Origin of the sequence: Pseudomonas sp. ARP3 (genome assembly GCF_001029595.1) — a bacterium.
Classification (GTDB): Bacteria; Pseudomonadota; Gammaproteobacteria; order Pseudomonadales; family Pseudomonadaceae; genus Aquipseudomonas; species Aquipseudomonas rhodesiae.
This window is the reverse complement of record NZ_LEKF01000029.1, coordinates 38,682-59,506: the sequence shown is the minus strand read 5'-3', so window position 1 is coordinate 59,506 and position 20,825 is coordinate 38,682. Positions and strand designations below refer to the sequence as shown.

General features: G+C 61.9%; 17 protein-coding genes. 9 read left to right on the top strand and 8 right to left on the bottom strand.

The genetic code is table 11. From position 1 onward, the window contains the following. Nucleotides 1-10 precede the first annotated feature (10 nt). Together ABX75_RS25265 and ABX75_RS25260 are read left to right on the top strand one after the other, a co-directional pair. On the top strand, nucleotides 11-532 hold the full coding sequence (locus tag ABX75_RS25265; RefSeq protein ID WP_034100977.1) for a DUF3299 domain-containing protein: 522 nt from the start codon (nucleotides 11-13) through the stop codon (nucleotides 530-532). A 95-nt stretch (nucleotides 533-627) separates the two neighbouring features. Then, nucleotides 628-1,326: an OmpW family protein gene (locus ABX75_RS25260; RefSeq protein ID WP_034100978.1), complete on the top strand. Its 699-nt coding sequence runs from the start codon at nucleotides 628-630 to the stop codon at nucleotides 1,324-1,326. A 120-nt stretch (nucleotides 1,327-1,446) separates the two neighbouring features. Here the strand turns inward: ABX75_RS25260 and ABX75_RS25255 are convergent, their stop codons facing one another. Then, nucleotides 1,447-2,331, bottom strand: coding sequence for a sugar nucleotide-binding protein (locus ABX75_RS25255; protein ID WP_040265596.1), 885 nt, complete (start codon nucleotides 2,329-2,331; stop codon nucleotides 1,447-1,449). A gap of 167 nt (nucleotides 2,332-2,498) precedes the next feature. On the opposite strand from ABX75_RS25255, the gene ABX75_RS25250 reads away from it, so the two are divergent. Continuing rightward, nucleotides 2,499-6,746, top strand: coding sequence for a DEAD/DEAH box helicase (locus tag ABX75_RS25250; RefSeq protein ID WP_047882869.1), 4,248 nt, complete (start codon nucleotides 2,499-2,501; stop codon nucleotides 6,744-6,746). Nucleotides 6,747-7,080: 334 nt separating this feature from the next. Here the strand turns inward: ABX75_RS25250 and ABX75_RS25245 are convergent, their stop codons facing one another. Continuing rightward, the gene (locus tag ABX75_RS25245; RefSeq protein WP_047882868.1) at nucleotides 7,081-9,156 is read right to left on the bottom strand and encodes a mechanosensitive ion channel family protein; all 2,076 of its coding nucleotides are present in this window, start codon (nucleotides 9,154-9,156) and stop codon (nucleotides 7,081-7,083) included. Between the two features lie 159 nt (nucleotides 9,157-9,315). Here ABX75_RS25245 and ABX75_RS25240 point away from each other — a divergent pair, with 159 nt between their 5' ends. The 4 genes from ABX75_RS25240 to ABX75_RS25225 are packed head-to-tail and all read left to right on the top strand — an operon-like array spanning nucleotide 9,316 to nucleotide 13,220. Then, the gene (locus tag ABX75_RS25240) at nucleotides 9,316-10,242 is read left to right on the top strand and encodes a DUF72 domain-containing protein (RefSeq protein ID WP_047882867.1); all 927 of its coding nucleotides are present in this window, start codon (nucleotides 9,316-9,318) and stop codon (nucleotides 10,240-10,242) included. Further along, nucleotides 10,239-11,015, top strand: a complete 777-nt coding sequence (locus ABX75_RS25235; RefSeq protein WP_047882866.1) for an endonuclease/exonuclease/phosphatase family protein — start codon at nucleotides 10,239-10,241, stop codon at nucleotides 11,013-11,015. The genes ABX75_RS25240 and ABX75_RS25235 overlap by 4 nt, the downstream gene beginning before the upstream one ends. Continuing rightward, nucleotides 11,012-12,274: a cardiolipin synthase ClsB gene (gene clsB, locus ABX75_RS25230; protein ID WP_047882865.1), complete on the top strand. Its 1,263-nt coding sequence runs from the start codon at nucleotides 11,012-11,014 to the stop codon at nucleotides 12,272-12,274. The genes ABX75_RS25235 and clsB overlap by 4 nt, the downstream gene beginning before the upstream one ends. After that, nucleotides 12,264-13,220 (top strand): lysylphosphatidylglycerol synthase domain-containing protein, encoded by a 957-nt coding sequence (locus ABX75_RS25225; RefSeq protein WP_034100985.1) that lies wholly within the window; start codon nucleotides 12,264-12,266, stop codon nucleotides 13,218-13,220. Before clsB ends, ABX75_RS25225 begins: the two co-directional genes overlap by 11 nt. Before the next feature lie 2 nt (nucleotides 13,221-13,222). Here ABX75_RS25225 and ABX75_RS25220 read toward each other — a convergent pair whose 3' ends face one another. From ABX75_RS25220 to ABX75_RS25210, 3 genes are all read right to left on the bottom strand, one after another. After that, complete coding sequence (locus ABX75_RS25220; protein WP_034100986.1) at nucleotides 13,223-13,978, bottom strand: S9 family peptidase; 756 nt, start codon at nucleotides 13,976-13,978, stop codon at nucleotides 13,223-13,225. Continuing rightward, a complete protein-coding gene (locus ABX75_RS25215; protein WP_047882864.1) occupies nucleotides 13,968-15,077 on the bottom strand; it encodes a DUF3182 family protein in 1,110 nt (369 codons plus the stop codon). The genes ABX75_RS25220 and ABX75_RS25215 overlap by 11 nt, the downstream gene beginning before the upstream one ends. Nucleotides 15,078-15,249: 172 nt before the next feature. Next, the gene (locus ABX75_RS25210; protein WP_047882863.1) at nucleotides 15,250-16,221 is read right to left on the bottom strand and encodes a GlxA family transcriptional regulator; all 972 of its coding nucleotides are present in this window, start codon (nucleotides 16,219-16,221) and stop codon (nucleotides 15,250-15,252) included. A gap of 96 nt (nucleotides 16,222-16,317) precedes the next feature. On the opposite strand from ABX75_RS25210, the gene ABX75_RS25205 reads away from it, so the two are divergent. Continuing rightward, a complete protein-coding gene (locus tag ABX75_RS25205) occupies nucleotides 16,318-16,881 on the top strand; it encodes a cysteine hydrolase family protein (RefSeq protein WP_034100989.1) in 564 nt (187 codons plus the stop codon). A gap of 21 nt (nucleotides 16,882-16,902) precedes the next feature. On the opposite strand, the gene tam is transcribed toward ABX75_RS25205, so the two are convergent. Beyond that, nucleotides 16,903-17,664, bottom strand: a complete 762-nt coding sequence (gene tam / locus ABX75_RS25200) for a trans-aconitate 2-methyltransferase (protein ID WP_040265610.1) — start codon at nucleotides 17,662-17,664, stop codon at nucleotides 16,903-16,905. 283 nt (nucleotides 17,665-17,947) lie between these two features. Between tam and ABX75_RS25195 the strand changes: the two genes are divergently transcribed. Next, nucleotides 17,948-18,772: an alpha/beta fold hydrolase gene (locus ABX75_RS25195; RefSeq protein ID WP_034100991.1), complete on the top strand. Its 825-nt coding sequence runs from the start codon at nucleotides 17,948-17,950 to the stop codon at nucleotides 18,770-18,772. A gap of 81 nt (nucleotides 18,773-18,853) precedes the next feature. Here ABX75_RS25195 and ABX75_RS25190 read toward each other — a convergent pair whose 3' ends face one another. Together ABX75_RS25190 and ABX75_RS25185 are read right to left on the bottom strand one after the other, a co-directional pair. Next, on the bottom strand, nucleotides 18,854-19,369 hold the full coding sequence (locus ABX75_RS25190) for a single-stranded DNA-binding protein (protein ID WP_047882862.1): 516 nt from the start codon (nucleotides 19,367-19,369) through the stop codon (nucleotides 18,854-18,856). Nucleotides 19,370-19,378: 9 nt separating this feature from the next. Continuing rightward, nucleotides 19,379-20,773, bottom strand: coding sequence for an MFS transporter (locus tag ABX75_RS25185; RefSeq protein ID WP_034100992.1), 1,395 nt, complete (start codon nucleotides 20,771-20,773; stop codon nucleotides 19,379-19,381). Between the last annotated feature and the right edge of the window lie 52 nt (nucleotides 20,774-20,825).

Here is a 20,825-nt window from a genome sequence, read left to right as displayed (position 1 = left end):
GAAGGTTTCGATGCGCCGTGCCCTGTTTGCCCTGTTGCTCGTGCTGGCCGTGCCGACCTGGGCCGATGAGCCGCCCAGGGATCTGTCCTGGCAGGAAATGATTCCGCCGGACGCGCCGCCGGAAGTGCCCAATATGAAGCCGCTGCACGACCTGTCGAAAATGGCCGATGCCTTGTCCGTGGAAGCGGCGCCAGCGGCCAAGCAGGACTTGCCCAATGCGCCGGTGGTCAAGAGCCTAGACGGCCAGCATATTCGTCTGCCGGGTTATATCGTGCCGTTGGAAGTCAGCGAGGAAGGCCGCACCACAGAGTTTCTGCTGGTGCCGTACTTTGGCGCGTGCATCCATGTGCCGCCGCCGCCGTCGAACCAGATCGTGCATGTCAAAAGCGAAATCGGTGTGAAGCTCGATGAGCTGTACCAGCCGTACTGGATCGAGGGCGCGATGCAGGTCAAGCCGTCCACCAGTGAGCTGGCCGACGCCGGTTACCAGATGGACGCCGAGAAAATTTATATGTACGAACTACCCGAATAGCGCTTATTGCCCTTTCATTGAGCTGAGTCAAAAGACCGAACGGAACGATCTTTACCATTGGACCTACAACTTTTTTAACGTCCTTTGGAGCTCCCATGAACAAGTCTCTGCTCGGCGCGTCCCTCTTCGCGCTCGCCCTCGTCGCCCCTGCCGCCCACGCTCACGAAGCTGGTGACATTCTGGTTCGCGCCGGTGCAATCACCGTGAACCCGAAAGCCGACAGCGGCAGCGTCAAGGTTGACCAGGGCCCTCTGGCCGGCGCCAACCTCGGCGGCAAAGCGACCATGAGCAGCGACACTCAACTGGGCTTGAACTTCGCCTACATGGTCACCGACCACGTCGGTATCGAACTGCTGGCTGCTACCCCGTTCGAGCACGATGTGAAGATCAAGAACACCGCCCTCGGCGCCGCGAACGGCAAGCTCGGTACCCTTAAGCACCTGCCGCCGACCCTGAGCGTCGTGTACTACCCGCTGGATAAAAAATCCGCGTTCCAACCGTACGTCGGTGCCGGTATCAACTACACCTGGATCTACGACGAACACGTCGGCAGCCGTGCCGAGAGCGCAGGCTTCAGCAACTTCAAAGCAGAAAACTCCTGGGGCTGGGCCGCGCAGATCGGTGCGGACTACATGATCAACGACAAGTGGATGATCAACGCTCAGGCGCGCTACATCGACATCAGCACCAAAGCCACCGTGGACAACAACGCTGTGGCCGCCGGCACTCGCGCCAAGGTCAATGTGGACGTGGACCCAATGGTCTACATGGTGGGTATCGGCTACAAGTTCTAAGCCTGCTCTAACCAGCACTGCATAACCCATGTGGAAGGGGGCTTGCCCCCGATAGCAAAGTGTCAGTCAACAGGTTCATTGACTGGCCCAGCGCTATCGGGGGCAAGCCCCCTCTCACATTCAGCTGCGGCGGTAGAAACGGTCCAGCAAGGCCGGCAACGCCGCCCGCCATGCCCGTGGCTTGATGCCGAAGGTGTGCAGGATTTTCTTGCAGGCGAGCACGCCGTGCTGCGGTTCTTCGTTGGCGTCCGGCCGGGCGGCGTGGGCCTGGGCGGTGGGTGATTCGATGGCCAGCGGATGATAGCCGCGGGCTTCGGTGAGGATCGCCTGGCCCAGCGCCAACGGCGTGGTCGCCTCCTGGCCGGCATAGTGATAGGTGCCCCACAGCGGCGCGGCGCAATCGAGTTGCTTGAGCACCGAAATGATCACCCGTGCGGCATCGTCCACCGGCGTCGGGTTGCCGCGCCGGTCATCGGCCATCAGCAATGGCTCCGCTCGTTCGGCCCGTTCCAGAAAACGCCCGAGGGTGCCGTCGACGCTGTCATCCAGCAACCAGCCAAACCGCAGCAACACATGTTGCGGGCACGCCGCACGCACACTCTGTTCGATACGCCACAACGCCTGGCCACGTAGGCCCAGAGGCACCGGCTCATCTTTTTCGCTGTAGGCGGTGGCGCGGGAGCCATCGAATACACGGTAGCTGGACGGTTGCAGCAAGGTGATCGAATGGTGCTGGCACAGTTCGGCCAGGCGTTCGATGGCGAACTCCTGGGCGGCCAGGCGCGTTTCGCTGACCGCTTCGGCCTGGAACCAGTCGAAATAGTAGGCGAGGTTGATCAACGCATCGGGACGGGTGTCGTCGAGCAGTTGGGTGAGGCTCGCGGCATCCCAGCCGTCTTGGGGCGGTTTGGGGGCGAGGAAACCGATATCTTCCTCCGCACCGAGGCGAATCAGCGCCTGCCCGAGGGCATTCCCGCCGCCCAGTAACATAAGGCGCATTCGCATAGATTGAGCAGGCCCGGTCTGTTTGGAACGATGGTGGTTGTCGACAAGGCTGTGGGCCGTGCCGTGGATAGTTGCCAGAATCGTTGCATTTTGCGGGTTTGTAGCGCAACCGTCACGGATAAAGTACGGGTTTGCAACTTGTTGGAACTGCCAGTATCAATCACTCCATGAACGTATCTGATTCAACCGACACGGTCCTGAACGGTTTCCACCCCGCCGTCAGCGCTTGGTTCCGCAGCAGCTTCCCCTCGGTGACCGCTGCCCAGGCCCAGGCGTGGCCGCTGATCGGCCAGCGCCGCTCGACGTTGATCGCCGCGCCCACCGGTTCGGGCAAGACCCTGACGGCGTTTCTGGCGGTGCTCGATGACTTGGTCCACCAGGGGCTGGCCAACGGCGGCGAACTGCCGGATGAAACCCTGGTGGTGTATGTGTCGCCCCTCAAGGCGCTGTCCAACGACATCCAGATCAACCTGCAAACCCCGCTGGCGGGCATCACCCACCATTTGCAGCAACAGGGCTTGCCACCGCTGGCGATCCGCACCGCCGTGCGCACCGGCGACACGCCGCAAAAAGACCGCGCGCAGATGCGCAAACGCCCGCCGCATATCCTGGTGACCACCCCGGAATCACTCTACGTGCTGCTGGGCTCGGACTCCGGCCGGCAGATGCTCGCCACCACGCGCACGGTGATCGTCGATGAAATCCACGCCATCGCCGCCGGCAAGCGCGGCAGCCACCTGGCCTTGAGCCTGGAGCGTCTGCAAGGCTTGTGCGGCGAACCGCTGATGCGCATCGGCTTGTCGGCCACGCAAAAGCCCATCGAGGCGGTGTCGCGCTTTTTGGTGGGCACGGGCCGGCCCTGCGCCATTGTCGACATCGGCCACGCGCGCCCCCGCGACCTGGACATCGAAGTGCCGCCGGTGCCGCTGTCAGCGGTGATGGCCAACGATGTCTGGGAGCTGGTCTACAACCGCCTCGCCGATCTAGCGCGCGAGCACCGCACCACGCTGATCTTCGTCAACACCCGGCGTCTGGCCGAGCGCCTGGCCCGGCATCTGAGCGAGCGCCTGGGCAAAACCGCAGTGGCCGCCCACCACGGCAGCCTGGCCAAGGAGATGCGCCTGGACGCCGAGCAACGCCTCAAGGCCGGCGAGCTGCAAGTGCTGATCGCCACCGCCTCCCTGGAGCTGGGAATCGATATCGGCGACGTCGACCTGGTGTGCCAGATCGGCTCGCCCGGGTCCATCAACGGGTTTCTGCAACGGGTCGGGCGCTCCGGCCACCACGTGGGTGGCACACCCAAAGGCCGTTTGTTCGCACTCACCCGCGATGATTTGATTGAGTGCGCCGCCCTGCTCGACTGCGTGCGCCGAGGTGAGCTGGACACGCTGCACATCCCCGTTGCACCGCTGGATGTGCTGGCGCAACAGATCATCGCCGAGGTCAGCGCCCAGGAGTGGTCGGAACACGCCTTGCTGGCGCTGATCCACCGCGCCGCGCCTTATGCCGAGCTGGATGAGCGTCACTACCAGGCGCTGCTGCACATGCTCGCCGACGGCTATAACGGGAGCCAGGGCATCCGCAGCGCCTACCTGCACCGCGATGCCGTGACCCACACCCTGCGCGGCCGACGTGGCGCACGGCTGACCGCTGTGACCAGCGGCGGCACGATCCCGGATAACGCCGACTACAGCGTCTTGCTCGAACCCCAGGGCTTGAACATTGGCAGCGTCAACGAGGATTTCGCGGTGGAAAGCATCGCCGGGGATATCTTCCAACTGGGCAATACCTCCTACCGAATTCTGCGGGTCGACGCCGGCAAGGTGCGGGTGGAAGACGCCCACGGCCAACCGCCGACCATTCCGTTCTGGCTGGGCGAAGCGCCGGGGCGCAGCCATGAGTTGTCGGCCGCTGTGGCGCGTTTGCAGGGGCATTTGGACAGCCTGCTCGGCGCCACTCCCGGCGACTTGAGCACGGCCTCGACCTGGCTCACCCAGACCTTGGGCCTGAACCGCGCCAGCGCCGAGCAGATCCTCGATTACCTGGCCCGCGCGCGCCAGGCCCTGAGCGCGCTACCGTCCCAGGACACGCTGATCATGGAGCGGTTTTTCGACGCCTCCGGCGGCACCCAATTGATCATCCACACGCCCTTCGGCAGCCGCATCAACCGCGCCTGGGGCTTGGCCCTGCGCAAACGCTTTTGCCGCACGTTCAACTTCGAATTGCAGGCGGCGGCCAGTGAAAATGCGATCGTGCTGTCGCTGTCCACCAGCCACAGTTTCCCGCTAGACGAAGTATGGCGTTACCTCAACAGCCAGACTGCCGAACACCTGCTGATCCAGGCCGTGCTCGACGCGCCGCTGTTCGGCGTGCGCTGGCGCTGGAACGCCGGCGTGGCCCTGGCGTTACCGCGCTACACCGGCGGGCGCAAGGTGGCGCCGCAGATCCAGCGCATGAAAAGCGAAGACCTGATCGCCAGCGTGTTCCCCGACCAGATCGCCTGCCTGGAAAACCTCGCCGGCGAGCGTGAAGTGCCGGAACACCCGCTGGTGGAACAAACCCTCGATGATTGCCTGCACGACGCCATGGACAGCGCCGGTTGGCTTGCCCTGTTGCGGCGTATGGAAAGCGGCCAAGTGCGCTTGATCAGCCGCGATCTGCCGGCGCCTTCGCCCATGGCCGCTGAAATTCTCAGCGCACGCCCCTACACCTTTCTGGATGACGCGCCGCTGGAGGAGCGACGTACCCAAGCCGTGCTGAACCGCCGCTGGAGCGATCCGCAGAGCACCGACGACCTGGGTGCTCTGGATGCAGAAGCCATCGCTGGCGTACGCGAAGAAGCCTGGCCGGCGCCTCAAGGCATGGATGAGATGCACGAAGCGCTGATGAGCCTGGGCGGCATCGCCCCCAGCGAAATCACACCAGCCTGGGCCACGTGGCTGCAAGCACTGGCCAAAACCGGGCGCGCCCATTGTTTGCCCAACGGCCTGTGGGTGGCGGTGGAGCGCCTGAATATCTGGCAGGCGATCATTCCCCACCACCTGGCGCTGCTGCCCGGTTTCGATGAGCCCTGGATTCATGAGGACGCCCTCGCGGAAATACTGCGCGCACGGCTCAGTGGGTTCGGCCCGCAGACCCTGGCCGAGATCGCCGCGCCCCTGGCCTTGCCGGCCACCGACATCGCTCAGGCCCTGGCTCGGCTGGAACAGGAAGGCTACGTGCTGCGCGGCCACTTCAGCCCCGGGGCCGACGGCGAACAATGGTGCGAACGGCACCTGCTGGCGCGCATCCATCGCTACACCGTCAAGCGTCTGCGCCGGGAAATCGAACCGGTGGCGCTGCAAGACTTCATGCGGTTTCTGTTCGATTGGCAGCACTTGTCCGATGAAACCCGTGGCCAAGGCAGCGCCATGCTGGCGCAGATCGTCGGGCAATTCGAAGGCTATGCCGCCGCCGCGTCAGCGTGGGACAGCGATCTACTCAGCGTTCGACTCAAGGATTACTCGCCGACTTGGCTCGATGAGCTATGCCGCAGCGGCAAATGGGTCTGGATGCGCCTGACCGACAAACACAGCGCCAGCGCCCAACGCAGCACGCCGGTGGTGGTACTGCCGCGCAGCCAGGTGGGCATGTGGAGCGGCCTGACCGATGCGGCCGACAGCAGCACGCTGTCGCCCAAGGCGCAGAAAGTCCACGGAGTGTTGCGTGAACACGGCGCGCTGTTTTTCGACGAGCTCGTCCACGAAGCCCATCTATTGCGCAGCGAGCTGGAAACCGCGCTGCTGGAGCTGGTCGGTGCCGGTTTGGTGAATGCCGACAGTTTTGCCGGCCTGCGCGCACTGACCACCCCCGCCAGCAAACGCCAGGCGCGCAGCAGCCGACGCGGACGCGGGGCGTTTATCGGCGGCATGGACGATGCGGGGCGCTGGGCGCTGATCCGTCGCCCTCCGAGCGCCGCCGGCCCGCACTCGGCCGAAACCCTGGAGCATGTGGCAATGACCCTGCTGCGTCGCTACGGCGTGGTGTTCTGGCGTTTGCTGGAACGCGAGGCCGATTGGCTGCCAAGCTGGCGCGAACTGCTGCGCACCTTCCACCGCCTGGAGGCCCGAGGGGAGATTCGCGGCGGACGGTTTGTCAGCGGTCTGGCAGGTGAACAATTTGCCTTGCCGGAAGCCATCCCATTACTGCGCGAAGTGCGGCGTCGGCCCCATGATGGGCGCCTGGTGGCCGTGTGCGGTGCGGACCCGTTGAACCTGGTGGGGACGTTATTGCCGGGCAATAAAGTGCCGGCGGTGAGTGGCAATCGCATCGTGTATCGCGACGGGCTGCCGGCAGCGGTGAGGGTCGGCAGCAAGCAGCAATTGCTGGTGGAGGAAGATCAGCTGGCGGTGCAGGAGAAGTTGATCAGGCTGTGAGTGTTAGGGCCCTATCGGGGGCAAGCCCCCTCCCACATTTTGGCCGCCATTGTGGGAGGGGCTTGCCCCTGATGAGGGCCCTAACACACACCATCAAGCAACCGGCGCCTCAGCATCTGGTTCATCCAACAAACAACCGGCGCCTCAGCATCCAGCGCATCCAGTGAGGGGCGGCAGCAAGCAGCAATTGCTGGTGGAGGAAGATCAGCTGGCGGTGCAGGAGAAGTTGATCAGGCTGTGAGTGTTAGGGCCCTATCGGGGGCAAGCCCCCTCCCACAGTGGCGGCCAAAATGTGGGAGGGGGCTTGCCCCCGATGAGGCCCTAACAAACACCATCAAACAACCGGCGCCTCAGCATCCGGCGCATCCAGTTGCACCCTACGATTGGGCAGCAACACCTGCTGTGGATAAGTCTGCGCAAAGTGCACCTCATCACAGTTATCCACAAGCTTTTTCAAGCGCTGGTTGAACGCGCGGCTCACCGCATACTGCCCGCCCGAGACGGTGCGAAATTGCGCGGTCAGCACCACGCCGTTGAGGTCCATTTTGTCGACACCGAATACTTCCAGCGGGCCTTGCAGGTTGTATTTTAGGAACACGTCGTCGCGGATCGACTGCCCCGCCTCGCGGATCAGCTCCACGGCCTTGTCCACATCGGTGTCGTAGGTGAACTGCACCGAGAAAAACGCATAGGCAAATTGCCGCGATTGGTTGGTCACCGCCTTGATCTGCCCGAACGGCACCGAATGCACAAAGCCCTTGCCGTCGCGCAGGCGCAGGGTGCGGATGGTCAGGCCCTCGACGGTGCCGGCATGGCCGGAGTCGAGCACCACCCAATCGCCGATCGACAGCGTGTCTTCGATGATGATGAACAGGCCGGTGATCACATCCTGCACCAACTGCTGGGAACCAAAACCAATCGCCAGACCGACCACACCGGCACCCGCCAGCAGCGGCGCGACGTTGATGCCAAGGTTGGCCATAGTGGTGATCGCGCAGATCACCACCAGGATGATCTTCACCGCATTGCGCAGCAGCGGCAGGATGGTTTTCACCCGTGTGCTGGGTTGGCGGCTGGAGCGTTTGTTTACCGGCGGCTTGAGCGCTTCCTGGATCGCCGTGTCGAGCACCACCCAAAACAGCCATGTCACCAGCAGGATCAGGCCGATGCTGCTTAGGGAGTCACTGATCGCCCGGCCCACCGAATTGCGTTGGGCGAATTCAAACAGCGACACGCCCCAGATGCGCCCAAGAATCTCGATAAAGGCAATCGCCATGACGATGCGCAGGACCGCGTGCAGCAGGCTGAGGAAACGCTCCTTGTAGGCGCTGCTGCGCTGGATTGCCACCTGGCTGCGGGACTTGAACAGGTGTTGCAGCACCGTGCTGAGAAACACCGTGCCGATCAACAAAATGGTGGTGAACAGCGCGCACCGCAGGGCTTTCTGGTTATCGTCGCCGGCACCGATCAGGTTGATCGCCGAGACCAACACCATCAACAGGATTGGCCAGTACCACAACCCGGAAAACACCCGCAGCGACTGCTGCAACGCCGGATGCTTGAGGCGCTGGGCCAGCGGCCGATTCCGGATTAAATGCGCCACTGGCCGACGCAGGCGCACCACCAGCACGCCAAAAATCACCGCCGCGAACAGGCCGGTGAACACCGCGATACTGCTGGTGATATTGCCGCCGAACTGCCGTGCGATCTGTGGGCTGGTCAGTGCATCGCTGAGCGCGGCGAGAAAACCGATCAGGAACAGCGGCTTTGGGCAGTACTCGCGAATAATCCGCACCGCGCGCCGTTTATGCCCGAGGTTGAACATGACAATCACGCACAGCAGCACCGAGGTAGAGAAGATGCCGCTGCTGGTCGCGTAGGCAAAACACAGCGCCAGCGCGCGACCAATAGACGGGGAAAGAAAATGGCTGACGTAGAGGGTCAGCGGCAGACAGATCAGTGCCGGAATCGTATAGGGCACGACATAACTGAGCACGCCCAACAGGCGCTCACGCCGCTCGAAGAAAGAACGCTGGCCAAGACGCCGCACGATCAGCCGACCGAGTAAGGTCAACAGGGTAAAGGCGCCGATCCACACACCGGACAGCAGCAGAAAGTCCCCGGCGACGCTCCACGGCGAACGTTGCGCGGTCTGGTTGACCAGGCGCCCGACTTCATCGGCAGCGCGGTCCGCGCGCAAGCGCCAGGCATCGATAAGGTTCTGATTGAGATCGAGCTTGTCCTGCACCTCATCGAGGCTGGAGCTGATCGCGCCGAGAAGGCCGCCCTCCACCAGCAATTCCGGCTTGGCCGGGGCTTCGGGTTCAGGCGCGGTAGCCGCGGCGTGCAATGCGCCGCTGCCACACAACAGCAGCGCACCAAGCAGTAATGCAGTCTTTGAATTCAGCAAAACACCGGGCTCCTTCGCGTAGGTCTGTAAGGAACTGACGGGTTTGCTTCCTGATCGTTCCCGAGAATGTGCCGTCTGTAGGAATCGCGAAACTTTCCGCCAAATCCGGCAGTCATCCAACAACGCAGGCAAACCGGCCTGGCATTGACAGGAGCAACCATGGCGGCGATTCACATCGGCATATCCGGCTGGCGCTATACGCCCTGGCGCGGGGACTTCTACCCCGAAGGGCTGCCCCAGAAACGCGAATTGCAATTTGCGTCACGCGCCGTCAACAGCATCGAGATCAACGGCTCGTTCTATGCGCTGCAAACGCCCAAGCGCTATGCCGAGTGGTACGCCGATACGCCTGAAGGTTTTATGTTCAGCGTCAAGGCCCCGCGCTACATCACCCACATCCTGCGCTTGCGGGATGTGCATAAGCCAATGGCGAATTTTTTTGCCTCCGGGGTACTGGAGCTGAAAGAAAAACTCGGTCCGGTGCTCTGGCAGTTTCCACCCAGTTTCAAGTTCGATGCGCCGCTGTTCGAGGTGTTTCTAAAGGAGCTGCCCACCGACACCCAGCAAGCCGCCACCCTCGCCCGCCAGCATGAGGCGCGCCTGAACGGCAAGGCGAGCATGCAGGCCCACGGCAAGCGTGCGCTGCGCCATGCGGTGGAGATCCGGCATAAAAGCTTTGTCACCCCCGAGTTTGTAAAGCTGCTGGCACAGCACAACGTAGCGCTGGTGGTGGCCGACACCGCCGGCAAGTGGCCGTATGCCGAGGACGTGACTGCCGACTTTGTGTACCTGCGCCTGCACGGCGACAAGCAGTTGTACGCCAGCGGTTATACCGATGCAGCACTCAAACGCTGGGGCGAGCGCATCGACTGCTGGCGCCACGGCAAACAGTCTGCCGATGCTCACCTGATCGACCCGCACCACACGCCACCGGCACGTAAGCAACGCGACGTGTTCTGTTTTTTCGACAATGACATCAAGGTGCGCGCGCCTTTCGATGCCCGCCAGTTGCTACAGCGTTTCGCGCTGGACAAGCACTTGGCCACCGCACCCGGACAACTGCCGGAACCGGGAGTGTTGCCATGACCCACCCTGAATTGATCCCCATCACCCCCACGGCGCCGATCACGCGCTTTACCGTGCTGACGGTGAATATCCACAAGGGCTTCACCGCACTCAACCGCCGCTTCATCCTGCCCGAGCTGCGCGAAGCGGTGCGCAGCATCGGCGCCGACATGGTGTTTTTGCAGGAGATCCACGGTACCCACGAGCAACACCCGCAGCGCTACAGCAACTGGCCGAACATGCCGCAGTACGAGTTCCTCGCCGACAGCATCTGGCCGCAGTTCGCCTATGGGCGTAACGCGGTCTACCCCCACGGCGACCACGGCAATGCGCTGCTGTCGAAATTCCAGATCGTGCGCTACGACAACCTCGACATCTCCCAGAGCGGCCACGAAAACCGTGGCCTGCTGCATTGCGTGCTGCGCTTGCAGGGCACGGGCCAGGAGGTGCACGCGATCTGCATCCATCTGGGCCTGCGTGAGGTGCATCGTCAGCAGCAATTGCGCCTGCTGGAGCAACGCATCGCGGAAATTCCGGCGGATGCACCGTTGCTGGTGGCGGGGGATTTCAACGATTGGCGGCAAAAAGCCGACTTGAGCCGCAGCGGTCTGACCGAAGTGTTCGTTGGCGCCCACGGCAAACCGGCGCGGACCTTCCCAGCGCGCCTGCCGTTGTTGGCGCTGGACCGCATCTACGTGCGCAACCTCACCGCCCATAACCCCCGGGTGCTGACTACACGGCCCTGGTCCCATCTGTCAGATCATGTGCCGCTGTCGGTGGAGATCGAACTATGAACATTGCGGTAGAACACATTTCCACCGATCAGCCGCCGGACGAAGCCAAGGCCCGCGACCTCGATTACGGCTGGCAGAGCGGCAACCAAGTCGAGCTGCTGGAGAATGGCGAAACGTACTTCCCCAGGGTGTTCGAGGCCATGCGCCAAGCCCAGCGCGAGATCCTGCTGGAGACCTTCATTCTGTTCGAAGACAAGGTGGGCAATGAGCTGCAGAGTATTTTGATCGAGGCGGCGCAACGGGGCGTCAAGGTGGTCGCCAGCCTCGACGGTTTTGGCAGCGGCGAGTTGAGCCCGGCGTTCCTCGGTGCGTTGGCGGATGCGGGCGTGGCGGTGCAGATGTTCGACCCGGCGTCCAAGACGTTGGGCATTCGCACCAACTGGTTTCGCCGTCTGCACCGCAAGATCGTGGTGGTGGACGCTACCGTGGGGTTTATCGGCGGGATCAATTTTTCCGCCGACCACCTCGGCGATTTCGGCCCGGAAGCCAAACAGGATTACGCGGTGCAAATCACCGGCCCGGCGGTTGCCGACCTGCATCATTTCGCATTAGCGCAAAGCGGCCGCCAAGTGCGCACCCGACGTGGCTGGCGGCGGCGCCAGCAACGGCCCTCGGTATGGCCGACCGAGCAAGGTGACGGTCAGGTGCGCCTGATTTACCGCGACAACCTGCAACACCGAGACGACATCGAAGAGGCGTATATCCATGCGTTGAGCAAGGCGCAAAAACGTGCGGTGATCGCCAACGCTTATTTCTTCCCCGGTTACCGGCTACTGCGTGAGATCCGCAACGCCGCGCGGCGCGGGGTGCATGTGCAATTGATCATGCAGGGCCAACCCGATGTGCTGCTGGCCAAGCTGGCGGCGCGCATGCTCTACGACTACCTGCTCAAGGACGGCGTGGTGATCCACGAATACTGCCAGCGCCCACTGCACGGCAAAGTGGCGCTGGTGGATGACGAATGGAGCACCGTCGGTTCGAGCAACCTGGACCCGCTGAGTCTGGCGCTCAACCTGGAAGCCAACGTGCTGATCCGTGATCGTGCGTTCAACCAGCAGTTGTACGAACGTTTGGAGGCACTGGCGAACAACCACTGCAAGACCATGCCGGAGAACCGCAAGCCACGCCTGTGGCTGTGGCGCCTGACCGTGGGTTTCCTGGTGTTCCATGTGATGCGCCATTTCCCCGTGCTGACGGGTTGGCTGCCGGCCCATAAACCGCGTTTGAAACCTTTCGAGAGCCAGGCCCATGACCACTGAAACCGGCGGTTCACGCTTCAAGCGCTGGAAAAAACCGCTGACCATCGCGTTCTTCCTGCTGCTGATCGTGCTGTTCACGATGCTCGCGCGCCGCATCGACTGGAGCGAAGTGGTGCAGACCTTGGGCGACTTCAAGCTGCGCACCCTGCTGATCGCCAGCGCGTTGACCCTATGCAGTTTCATCGTCTACGCCTGCTTCGACCTGATCGGCCGCACCTACATCCGCCAGCCGTTGCGCTGGAAACAGATTTTGCCGGTGGGCATTATCAGCTACGCGTTCAACCTCAACCTCAGTGCGTGGGTGGGCGGTATCGCCATGCGCTATAGGCTGTATTCGCGGCTGGGGGTGAGCACCAGCAATATCGCCAAGATCCTTGGTCTGAGCCTGGCCACCAACTGGTTCGGTTACATGGCCCTGGCCGGCGTGGTGTTCAGTAGCGGTCTGGTGACTCTGCCGCCGGGCTGGAAGTTGAGCAGCGGCGCCTTGCAGGGTGTGGGGGTGTTGCTGGTATTGGCGAGCCTGGGCTACCTGGCGGCCTGCCGGTTCTCGAAGAAGCGCGCGTGGTCGATCCGCGGTATCGAAATCAACCTGCCGTCGCTGCGCATGGCGTGCCTGCAATTGGCATTGGGTGCACTGAACTGGTCGTTGATGGCGGCGGTGATTTTCACCCTGTTGCCGGGCAAGCTGGACTACCCGCTGGTGCTCGGCGTGCTGCTGATCAGCGCGATTGCCGGGGTGGTTACGCATATCCCGGCCGGGCTCGGGGTGCTGGAGGCGGTGTTTATCGCGCTGCTGCAACACGAGGCATCGCGCGGCAGCCTGCTGGCCGGGCTGATTGCGTACCGGGCGATCTATTTTATCTGCCCGTTGCTGATTGCCTTGGTCATGTACTTGGGCGTTGAAGCCAAGGCCAAGGCGCTGCGGGTGAAGAAAACACCCGCATAGGCTTAGCGCGACTGGATGATGCTTAAGCGCTCGCCCACCACCATCTCGGTGATCCAGTCCACCAGGATCGAGGTATAAGCCTGCTGGGACACCGGATCGCTGAGGGAATGGTCGGCACCGTCGATGATGCGGTGGGTCAGCGAGTGAGTATGCCGGCATGCCGCGCGGTAACTCATGATGGTGGCATGGGGCACGTGGTCGTCGGTTTCCGATTCGACGATCAATACATCCCCGGTAAACACCGAGCACGCGTGCAGGGCACGATTGGTCTCGGCCTGCACCAGGGTGCTGCGGTAATCCATCAAATCAGCCTTATCCAGGTCGCGCTTGGGCTTGAGCCACTCCTGATCGCGGTACAGCGCCGGTACCCGCAACGCCAGCCAACGCACCGGGCGTAACGAGGTGAGGATTGCCGCCAAGTAACCGCCGTAGCTGGTGCCTACCACCGCCACCGCCGAGGTGTCGATGGCCGGGTGCGCGATCAGCCGGTCGTAGGCGGCCAGCAGGTCGCGCAGGTTGTCTTCGCGCGTCACCCGCGACAGCGGAATACCGGTGCCGGCGTGACCTCGCAGGTCGAAGGTCAGGCACACACAACCCAGCCCCGCAATACCTTTGGCCCGCTCCAGGTCACGCTCCTGACTGCCGCCCCAGCCGTGCACAAACAACACGCCGGGCACTTTGGATTTGGGGCTCAGGAACGTGCCGCTCATTTGTTCGTCGTCGATATCGATCGCAATGCTTTCGCTTCTAGCCGTCATAAGAATTGACCGTTACGTACTTGAGAAGAAATTCGCTGTGTTCCGCCGGGCCTCGGTACACCTCGATGGCATCCGCCGGCAGCGCTTGGTCCTCGTAAGTCTCCACCGAGGACACGTAAATAGCCTTCAGGCCCGGATGGTTGATAAAGCTCTGTAGCGCGGCGACTTCCGCGCTGCTGGCACCGCCCATGCGCCAGGACTGTTCGAGTACGCCGCTGCGGCGCTGGCCCTGGCTATCCAGGCCTTGGGCGATATCGTAGTTGCGCCGCGAGGCGTAGAACCCTGGGTAACATTGGTCGGCGGCGGCGTCGAATACCCTGGCCTGCTCGACCGCCAGGCGCACGTCGTCGGGCAGCGCCAGTGCAAGCAGGTCGGCATAATCCCCAGGTACCACGAGCAGGTTAGAGCCCCCGTAGACCTCTTCGCCCTGCCCGTCCCGCGTCAGGTATTGCTGGCCGCAGTAACTGAGCACGTAATCGCCGATAAAGCTCTGGCCCACGCTGTGGGTGACGACGTCGTGCAGGTCCTGCTCCAGCACCACGCCGTTGTTGAACATTACCGCTGCTTCCGGGCGCGCCAGCACGGTATCCAGTTCGTCGAGGCTGCGGATCACTTGTTGACCGCGCCCTGCGCAGGCATGCACGGGTTTCAGGCGGATCGGCCCGCTGTACAGCAGGCGCGTGGCAGCCTCCCGCGCATCGCCTAAGGCAAATACGCTGAGGCCGTCGAGCACCACATCGCGCACTTGCTCGCAGAACTGCGGCGACCAGCCCTCCGGTGCCTTGGCATCCGGGCCGAGCAAGCCATGGCTGATGGCTTTGGTGCAGATGAAAGCGTGATCCACATATCCGCCCCACAGATCGTCCGGACCTTGGATATTCAAAGCGCGAGCCTGTTCTTGGCCGACAATGGTTTGCGTGGGCAATAAGTAGAGATCGCGCTCCGCATGCTGCTGCGGGTCATAGCTGCCAGCGAACTTGAGCCCGAGGATTTGCGCCAGCCAACGGGCCAGGGCGCGATTGGTGTCGACTTCATGCTGGGGCGCGCCATCGCGCGTGGAATGCGCCGCCACAGATTTCTTGCGTTGAATCGGGGTCATGCGTCCCCCCTTGGCCATCCTGCCATGTGTGTAGAAGGACAGTTGCAGGGATCAGGCCAACCCCAAGTTGAGGGGCAGTGCTGGCAAATCAGTCAGTTACGCTCAGAGCGATAGCCATTGGCCTGTTTGATTCTGCACGACCTCTTCTAGCGCCTCCGGCGTTCTGCACGATTCAAACGCCAAAACGACTACGGTAGTCGCTCGGCGCCAAGCCGGTGATCTTCTTGAAGGTGGCGCGAAAGGCACTGGGGTCTTGATAACCCACGGTCCAGGCGATGTGGTCGATGGTGCCATTGGTGAATTCCAGCATTTGCCGCGCCTTGCCAACCCGCAGGTGCTGGCAGTATTCAGTGGGCTTGAGCCCGGTGGCATTGCGAAAACGGCGAAGGAACGTGCGTTCTTCCAGTCCCGCCTGCTGTGCCATGGCTGCAACGGACACATCCACCGCGCCGCTGGCCTGCAACCAATGCTGGACCTTGAGAATCGCCCCATCGCCATGGCTGAGGATCGGCGCAAAGTTGCTGCCGCACTGGCTGGCGCTGTCGCTGTGCTCGATCACCAGGAAACGCGCTGTGTCGGCGGCGATACTCGGCCCCATCAGGCGGTCGACCAGGCGCAAGCCCAATTCGGACCAGACCATCAGCCCGGCGGTGGTGATGAGGTCGCCGTCGTCCACAATCGGCTTATCCGCCTCCAACCGCACCGACGGGTACAGCGCGGCAAACGACTCGGCGGATGACCAATGGGTGGTGGCGCTGCGCCCGTCCAGCAGGCCGCTGCGCGCCAGCATGATCGAACCGATGCACACGCCACCGAGCACCGTACCGTCGGCATGCCTTTTACGCAGCCACGCCAGTAGAGTCGGCGGCGCCTGGTCGTCAGTGAAGCCACAAATCGAGGGCGGCACCAACACAGCCATCAGCGGCAGTTCCGGGCCGGGCTGGCTGTCGAATACCCGCACAGGTTCACCCTCGGCCTGCACTTGCCAATGGCTGATGCGCAGCAACGGTAGCTGGGTGGACGCATGCTCGGCAGCAATGCGATTGGCCACGCCGAACAGATCGGTCAAACCATGCACCGCGGCCAATTGCGCGCCCTGGTAGATCAGCACTCCCAGCTCAACAGTGGAGCGTTCCACGGCCATTGTCAGTTTTCCCCCTGTTATTGTCGGTGCTGCCAATCCTCGGGCGCGACGCCAGCTAAGATACTGGGCCCATCAACCCATCACGAGGCAACCTCCATGGCCAAGCAGGCGCTCATCCTAATCGATATCCAGAACGACTACTTCCCCCAGGGAAAGTGGCCGCTCGACGGCGTGCAAGCCGCTGCCGACAAGGCGGCGCAGGTACTGCAAGCCTTTCGCCAGGCCGGCGATGCGGTGATTCATGTGCGTCATGAGTTTACATCCGAGGATGCACCGTTCTTCACTCCCGGCTCCGAAGGCGCACACCTGCACAGCCAGGTGCTCAATCAAGGCGATGAGCCAGTGGTGCTCAAGCATTTCGTGAACGCGTTTCGCGAAACCAACCTGCGCGCGTTGCTCGAACAACGCAGCATCACCGAACTGGTGGTAGTCGGCAGCATGAGCCATATGTGCATCGACGGCGTGGTGCGGGCTGCGGCAGACATGGGCTACACCGTCACCGTGATCCATGACGCGTGCGCCACCCGCGACCTGGAGTTCAACGGCCAGGTGATTCCCGCAGCGCAGGTGCATGGCGCCTATATGGCGTCACTGGCATTCGGTTATGCGGGCGTGGTGTCGGCGGATGAGTTTCTGACAGCGCAAACGGCGACGGCCTGACCGTCACCGTCAAGGGGCGCTTTAGCGCGTGGCGATGATGAACAGACGTGGAAACGGCAACAGCACGGTGCCGTCAGCCAGAGCCGGATAACCTTGGGTGATCCGCGCCTGGTATTCCTGTAGGAAAGCGACTCTTTCTTCGTCGGTCAACGGCGCAAGAAAAGGTCGCAGCCCTGTGCCCTTGAACCACTCCACCACGGCCCCATGATCGGCCAACGGATGTTGGTAGGTGGTGCGCCATACGTCGACCGTGCTGCAGTGCTTGCTCAGCAGTTCGTAGTAGTAGCCAGGCGCATGCCGCTCGTTGTGTTTGAAGCCACCAATCTTCGCCGCCCACGGGCCATCGGCAGCGACTTCGCGGGCGAGCCGGTGGGCAGGTTCATCAAGGTTGTCCGGCGTCTGCACGGCCAAGGTGCCGCCGGGCGTCAGTTGCTGGATCAGGTGCGGGTACAACGTAGCGTGGTCGGGCAGCCATTGCAGCGAGGCGTTGGCCAGAATCACATCGAAAGACTGGGACGGCTGCCACGCGCCAATATCCGCCAGTTCGAAACTCAAGGCAGGCAAACGCTTACGGGCGTCGATCAACATATCGCCGGAGCTGTCGATGCCAGTGATGTGCGCCTGCGGGAAACGCGCCGCCAATACTTCGGTGGAGTTGCCCGGGCCGCACCCCAGATCAACGGCCGTGCGCACCTCGACGGTGGGGATGGCGGCAACCAGATCACGCACCGGGCGGGTACGTTGCTGTTCGAACATCGTGTATTGCTTGGCTGACCAGGTCATCGCGGCTTTCCTTCGTTTGAGAGGATGGCCACAGCCTAAATCGTGTTAGCTATGAGAACAAACCTAGGATTATTGGCCCTCCCTGCGTGGTAAGGGGGTTGGTACATCAGAAACCCAACGGGGGTTTTCCATCGTGTCGCCCGAGAAACCGATCTAAACTCAGTTCTGCCCCGTGCAGAATCGGCATCAGGGAGGCATTAGTAAAAACTGCCAGCGCAGTGTCCACGGACGATTTTTCTGGCCATCACCGCCAAATTAATCCGCATATCCATGGAGCTATGCCATGTCCTATCTAAAAACTCGCGAAGGCAATGATCTTTATTACAAAGACTGGGGCAGCGGTCAGCCCGTTGTGTTCTGTCATGGGTGGCCACTGAACAGCGACAGTTGGGAATCGCAGATGCTGCATTTCGCTAACAATGGTTTTCGCGCCATTGCACATGACCGCCGGGGGCATGGTCGTTCAAGCCAGCCCTGGGATGGCAATGACATGGACCATTACGCCGATGATTTGGCGGAGCTGATAGAACATCTGGATCTGAAAGAGGTAATTCTTTTCGGGTTTTCTACCGGCGGCGGCGAAGTCGCACGCTACATCGCTCGCCACGGCGTTGCGCGCGTAGCGAAGGCGGGTTTGATTTGCGCGGTCACGCCATTGATGCTTAAAACCGCCAGCAACCCACAAGGAACACCAATCGAAGTTTTCGACGGATTACGTGCCGACTCCATCGCCAATCGCTCGCAGCTTTATCTTGATCTGGCCAGCGGCCCATTTTTTGGATTCAACCGGGCGGGCGTCACACCCTCTCAAGGTTTAATTAATTCATTCTGGGCGCAGGGTGTGATGGGGGGGCATAAAAATACTTTTGATAGCATCAAAGCATTTTCGGAAACCGACTTCCGAGAGGACTTGAAACACTTCAGCATACCCACACTCATCATCCACGGCAGTGACGATCAAATAGTGCCGATACAGGCCTCTGCGTTGCAGACTAACTTCTTGATCCCGCACTCCGAGTTGCTGATCTACTCACGCGCGCCTCATGGTTTGACGGACACTCATAAGCAGCGGGTCAACACAGACATGCTGGCATTCGCCCTGCGTTAGGCGCAGTCCATACAAAAAAACCGCGCGGCTTTGTCAGCGGCGCGGTTTTTTTCAGCTTGCAGTGTTTGCCTTCAAGACGTCCTAGAACGGAATGTCATCATCAAAGCTGTCGAAATCCGCCGCCGGCTGAGGTGCCGCCTGCTGTGGCGCTGGACGCGACTCACGCTGTGGCTGCTGACTTGGCTGTGGGCGCGACTGCTGTGGACGCGGTGCCGAGTTGGACATGCCGCCCTGGCCCTGTTGGTCGCTCTGTGGACGGCCGCCCAGCAGTTGCATGGTGCCTTGCATGTCGACCACGATTTCAGTGGTGTAGCGCTTGATGCCGTCTTTTTCCCACTCGCGGGTCTGCAATTTGCCTTCGATGTAGACCTGCGAACCTTTGCGCAGGTATTCGCCGGCGATTTCCGCGACCTTGCCGAACATCGACACGCGGTGCCATTCGGTCTTCTCGACCTTCTGGCCGGTCTGCTTGTCGGTCCACTGTTCGCTGGTCGCCAGACTCAGGTTGGTCACGGCATTACCGTTAGGCAAGTAGCGAACTTCGGGATCCTGGCCGCATGTACCGACCAATATGACTTTGTTAACCCCACGGGCCATAACGTTCTCCTAAGCTGGGCGCGCTGTCGGCACTGGGTTGACCAGTTGCTCGAGCGTCGCGCGATCCAATAATTCGGTGTCCAATTTGATGTAGATCGCGGCTTCTTCCGCAACCACTACTGCGTCCGTTACTCCAACGACGGCCTTGAGGCGCTCGACCAAGCCAGCCTCGCGCATCGCTTCAGGCGATAACGGCAGGCGCAGGCTCGTCACATACGGAGGTTCGCGCATGGTAACAGCAAAGGCCAGCCAGAGGGCAGCCAGACCTGCGCACCCAAGGAACACAACCGACAAACCGCCATGCTGGAACATCCAGCCACCCATGATGCCGCCCAATGCGGAGCCCAGGAACTGGCTGGTGGAATACACCCCCATCGCCGTGCCCTTGCCGCCGGCCGGTGAAACTTTACTGATCAGCGAAGGCAGCGAAGCCTCCAACAGGTTGAACGCGGTGAAGAACACCACCGTGCCGATTACCAGCGCCCTCAGGCTATCGCCGAACTGCCAGAAGAATAGTTCAGTGAGCATCAATGTCGCGACGGCGCCCAGCAAAACACGTTTCATTTTGCGTCGCTTCTCGCCATAGATGATGAACGGGATCATGGCGAAGAATGAAATCAGCAACGCGGTCAGGTACACCCACCAGTGCTGCTCCTTGGGCAGACCGGCTTTTTGTACCAGGGCCAGGGGCAAGGCGACGAAGCTGCACATCAGCATGGCGTGTAATACGAAGATACCTAAATCCAGGCGCAGTAAGTCCGGGTGCTTGAGCGTCGGCAACAGCGCCTTGCGCGCAACGCCCGACTCGCGATGCTGCAGCGTGCCGGTGGAGCGCGGCACCATGAACGCCACGATCACGATACCGAACAATGCCATACCACCAGTGGCCAGAAACAAACCATGCAGACCAAAAGCGCGCGTCAGCAGCGGACCCACCACCATGGCCACGGCAAACGACAGGCCGATGGTCATGCCGATCATGGCCATGGCCTTGGTTCGATGCTGTTCGCGGGTCAGGTCCGATAGCAACGCCATCACCGCCGCCGAAATCGCCCCGGCGCCCTGTAGGATGCGGCCAGCGATCACGCCCCATATCGAATCGGATTGCGCTGCGAGTACGCTGCCAAGGGCAAATACGACCAGCCCGAGATAAATCACCGGACGACGACCAATGCGGTCGGAAATGATCCCGAACGGAATCTGAAAAATCGCCTGGGTCAGGCCGTAGGCACCAATGGCCAGACCAATCAAAGCGGGGGTCGCGCCTGCGAGATCCATCCCGTAGGTCGCCAGTACCGGCAATACCATGAACATGCCAAGCATACGGAAGGCGAACACCAGGGCCAGACCGCTTGCCGCGCGGGTCTCGCCGCTACTCATGCGTTCGCTGTGGGGATCGTGCATGGAAAAACCTCGTGTGAACCGGCGGCGATTCTACCAGTCCCATCGATTGAGA

What these genes read in the sequence shown, in the direction of transcription:
- ABX75_RS25225 (WP_034100985.1), top strand. Translation starts at nt 12,264, where the DNA reads ATGACCACTGAAACCGGCGGTTCACGCTTCAAGCGCTGGAAAAAACCG.
- ABX75_RS25185 (WP_034100992.1), bottom strand. Translation starts at nt 20,773, where the DNA reads ATGCACGATCCCCACAGCGAACGCATGAGTAGCGGCGAGACCCGCGCG.
- ABX75_RS25215 (WP_047882864.1), bottom strand. Translation starts at nt 15,077, where the DNA reads ATGACCCCGATTCAACGCAAGAAATCTGTGGCGGCGCATTCCACGCGC.
- ABX75_RS25265 (WP_034100977.1), top strand. Translation starts at nt 11, where the DNA reads ATGCGCCGTGCCCTGTTTGCCCTGTTGCTCGTGCTGGCCGTGCCGACC.
- ABX75_RS25250 (WP_047882869.1), top strand. Translation starts at nt 2,499, where the DNA reads ATGAACGTATCTGATTCAACCGACACGGTCCTGAACGGTTTCCACCCC.
- ABX75_RS25205 (WP_034100989.1), top strand. Translation starts at nt 16,318, where the DNA reads ATGGCCAAGCAGGCGCTCATCCTAATCGATATCCAGAACGACTACTTC.
- tam (WP_040265610.1), bottom strand. Translation starts at nt 17,664, where the DNA reads ATGACCTGGTCAGCCAAGCAATACACGATGTTCGAACAGCAACGTACC.
- ABX75_RS25240 (WP_047882867.1), top strand. Translation starts at nt 9,316, where the DNA reads ATGGCGGCGATTCACATCGGCATATCCGGCTGGCGCTATACGCCCTGG.
- ABX75_RS25210 (WP_047882863.1), bottom strand. Translation starts at nt 16,221, where the DNA reads ATGGCCGTGGAACGCTCCACTGTTGAGCTGGGAGTGCTGATCTACCAG.
- ABX75_RS25235 (WP_047882866.1), top strand. Translation starts at nt 10,239, where the DNA reads ATGACCCACCCTGAATTGATCCCCATCACCCCCACGGCGCCGATCACG.
- ABX75_RS25255 (WP_040265596.1), bottom strand. Translation starts at nt 2,331, where the DNA reads ATGCGAATGCGCCTTATGTTACTGGGCGGCGGGAATGCCCTCGGGCAG.
- ABX75_RS25220 (WP_034100986.1), bottom strand. Translation starts at nt 13,978, where the DNA reads ATGACGGCTAGAAGCGAAAGCATTGCGATCGATATCGACGACGAACAA.
- ABX75_RS25190 (WP_047882862.1), bottom strand. Translation starts at nt 19,369, where the DNA reads ATGGCCCGTGGGGTTAACAAAGTCATATTGGTCGGTACATGCGGCCAG.
- clsB (WP_047882865.1), top strand. Translation starts at nt 11,012, where the DNA reads ATGAACATTGCGGTAGAACACATTTCCACCGATCAGCCGCCGGACGAA.
- ABX75_RS25260 (WP_034100978.1), top strand. Translation starts at nt 628, where the DNA reads ATGAACAAGTCTCTGCTCGGCGCGTCCCTCTTCGCGCTCGCCCTCGTC.
- ABX75_RS25195 (WP_034100991.1), top strand. Translation starts at nt 17,948, where the DNA reads ATGTCCTATCTAAAAACTCGCGAAGGCAATGATCTTTATTACAAAGAC.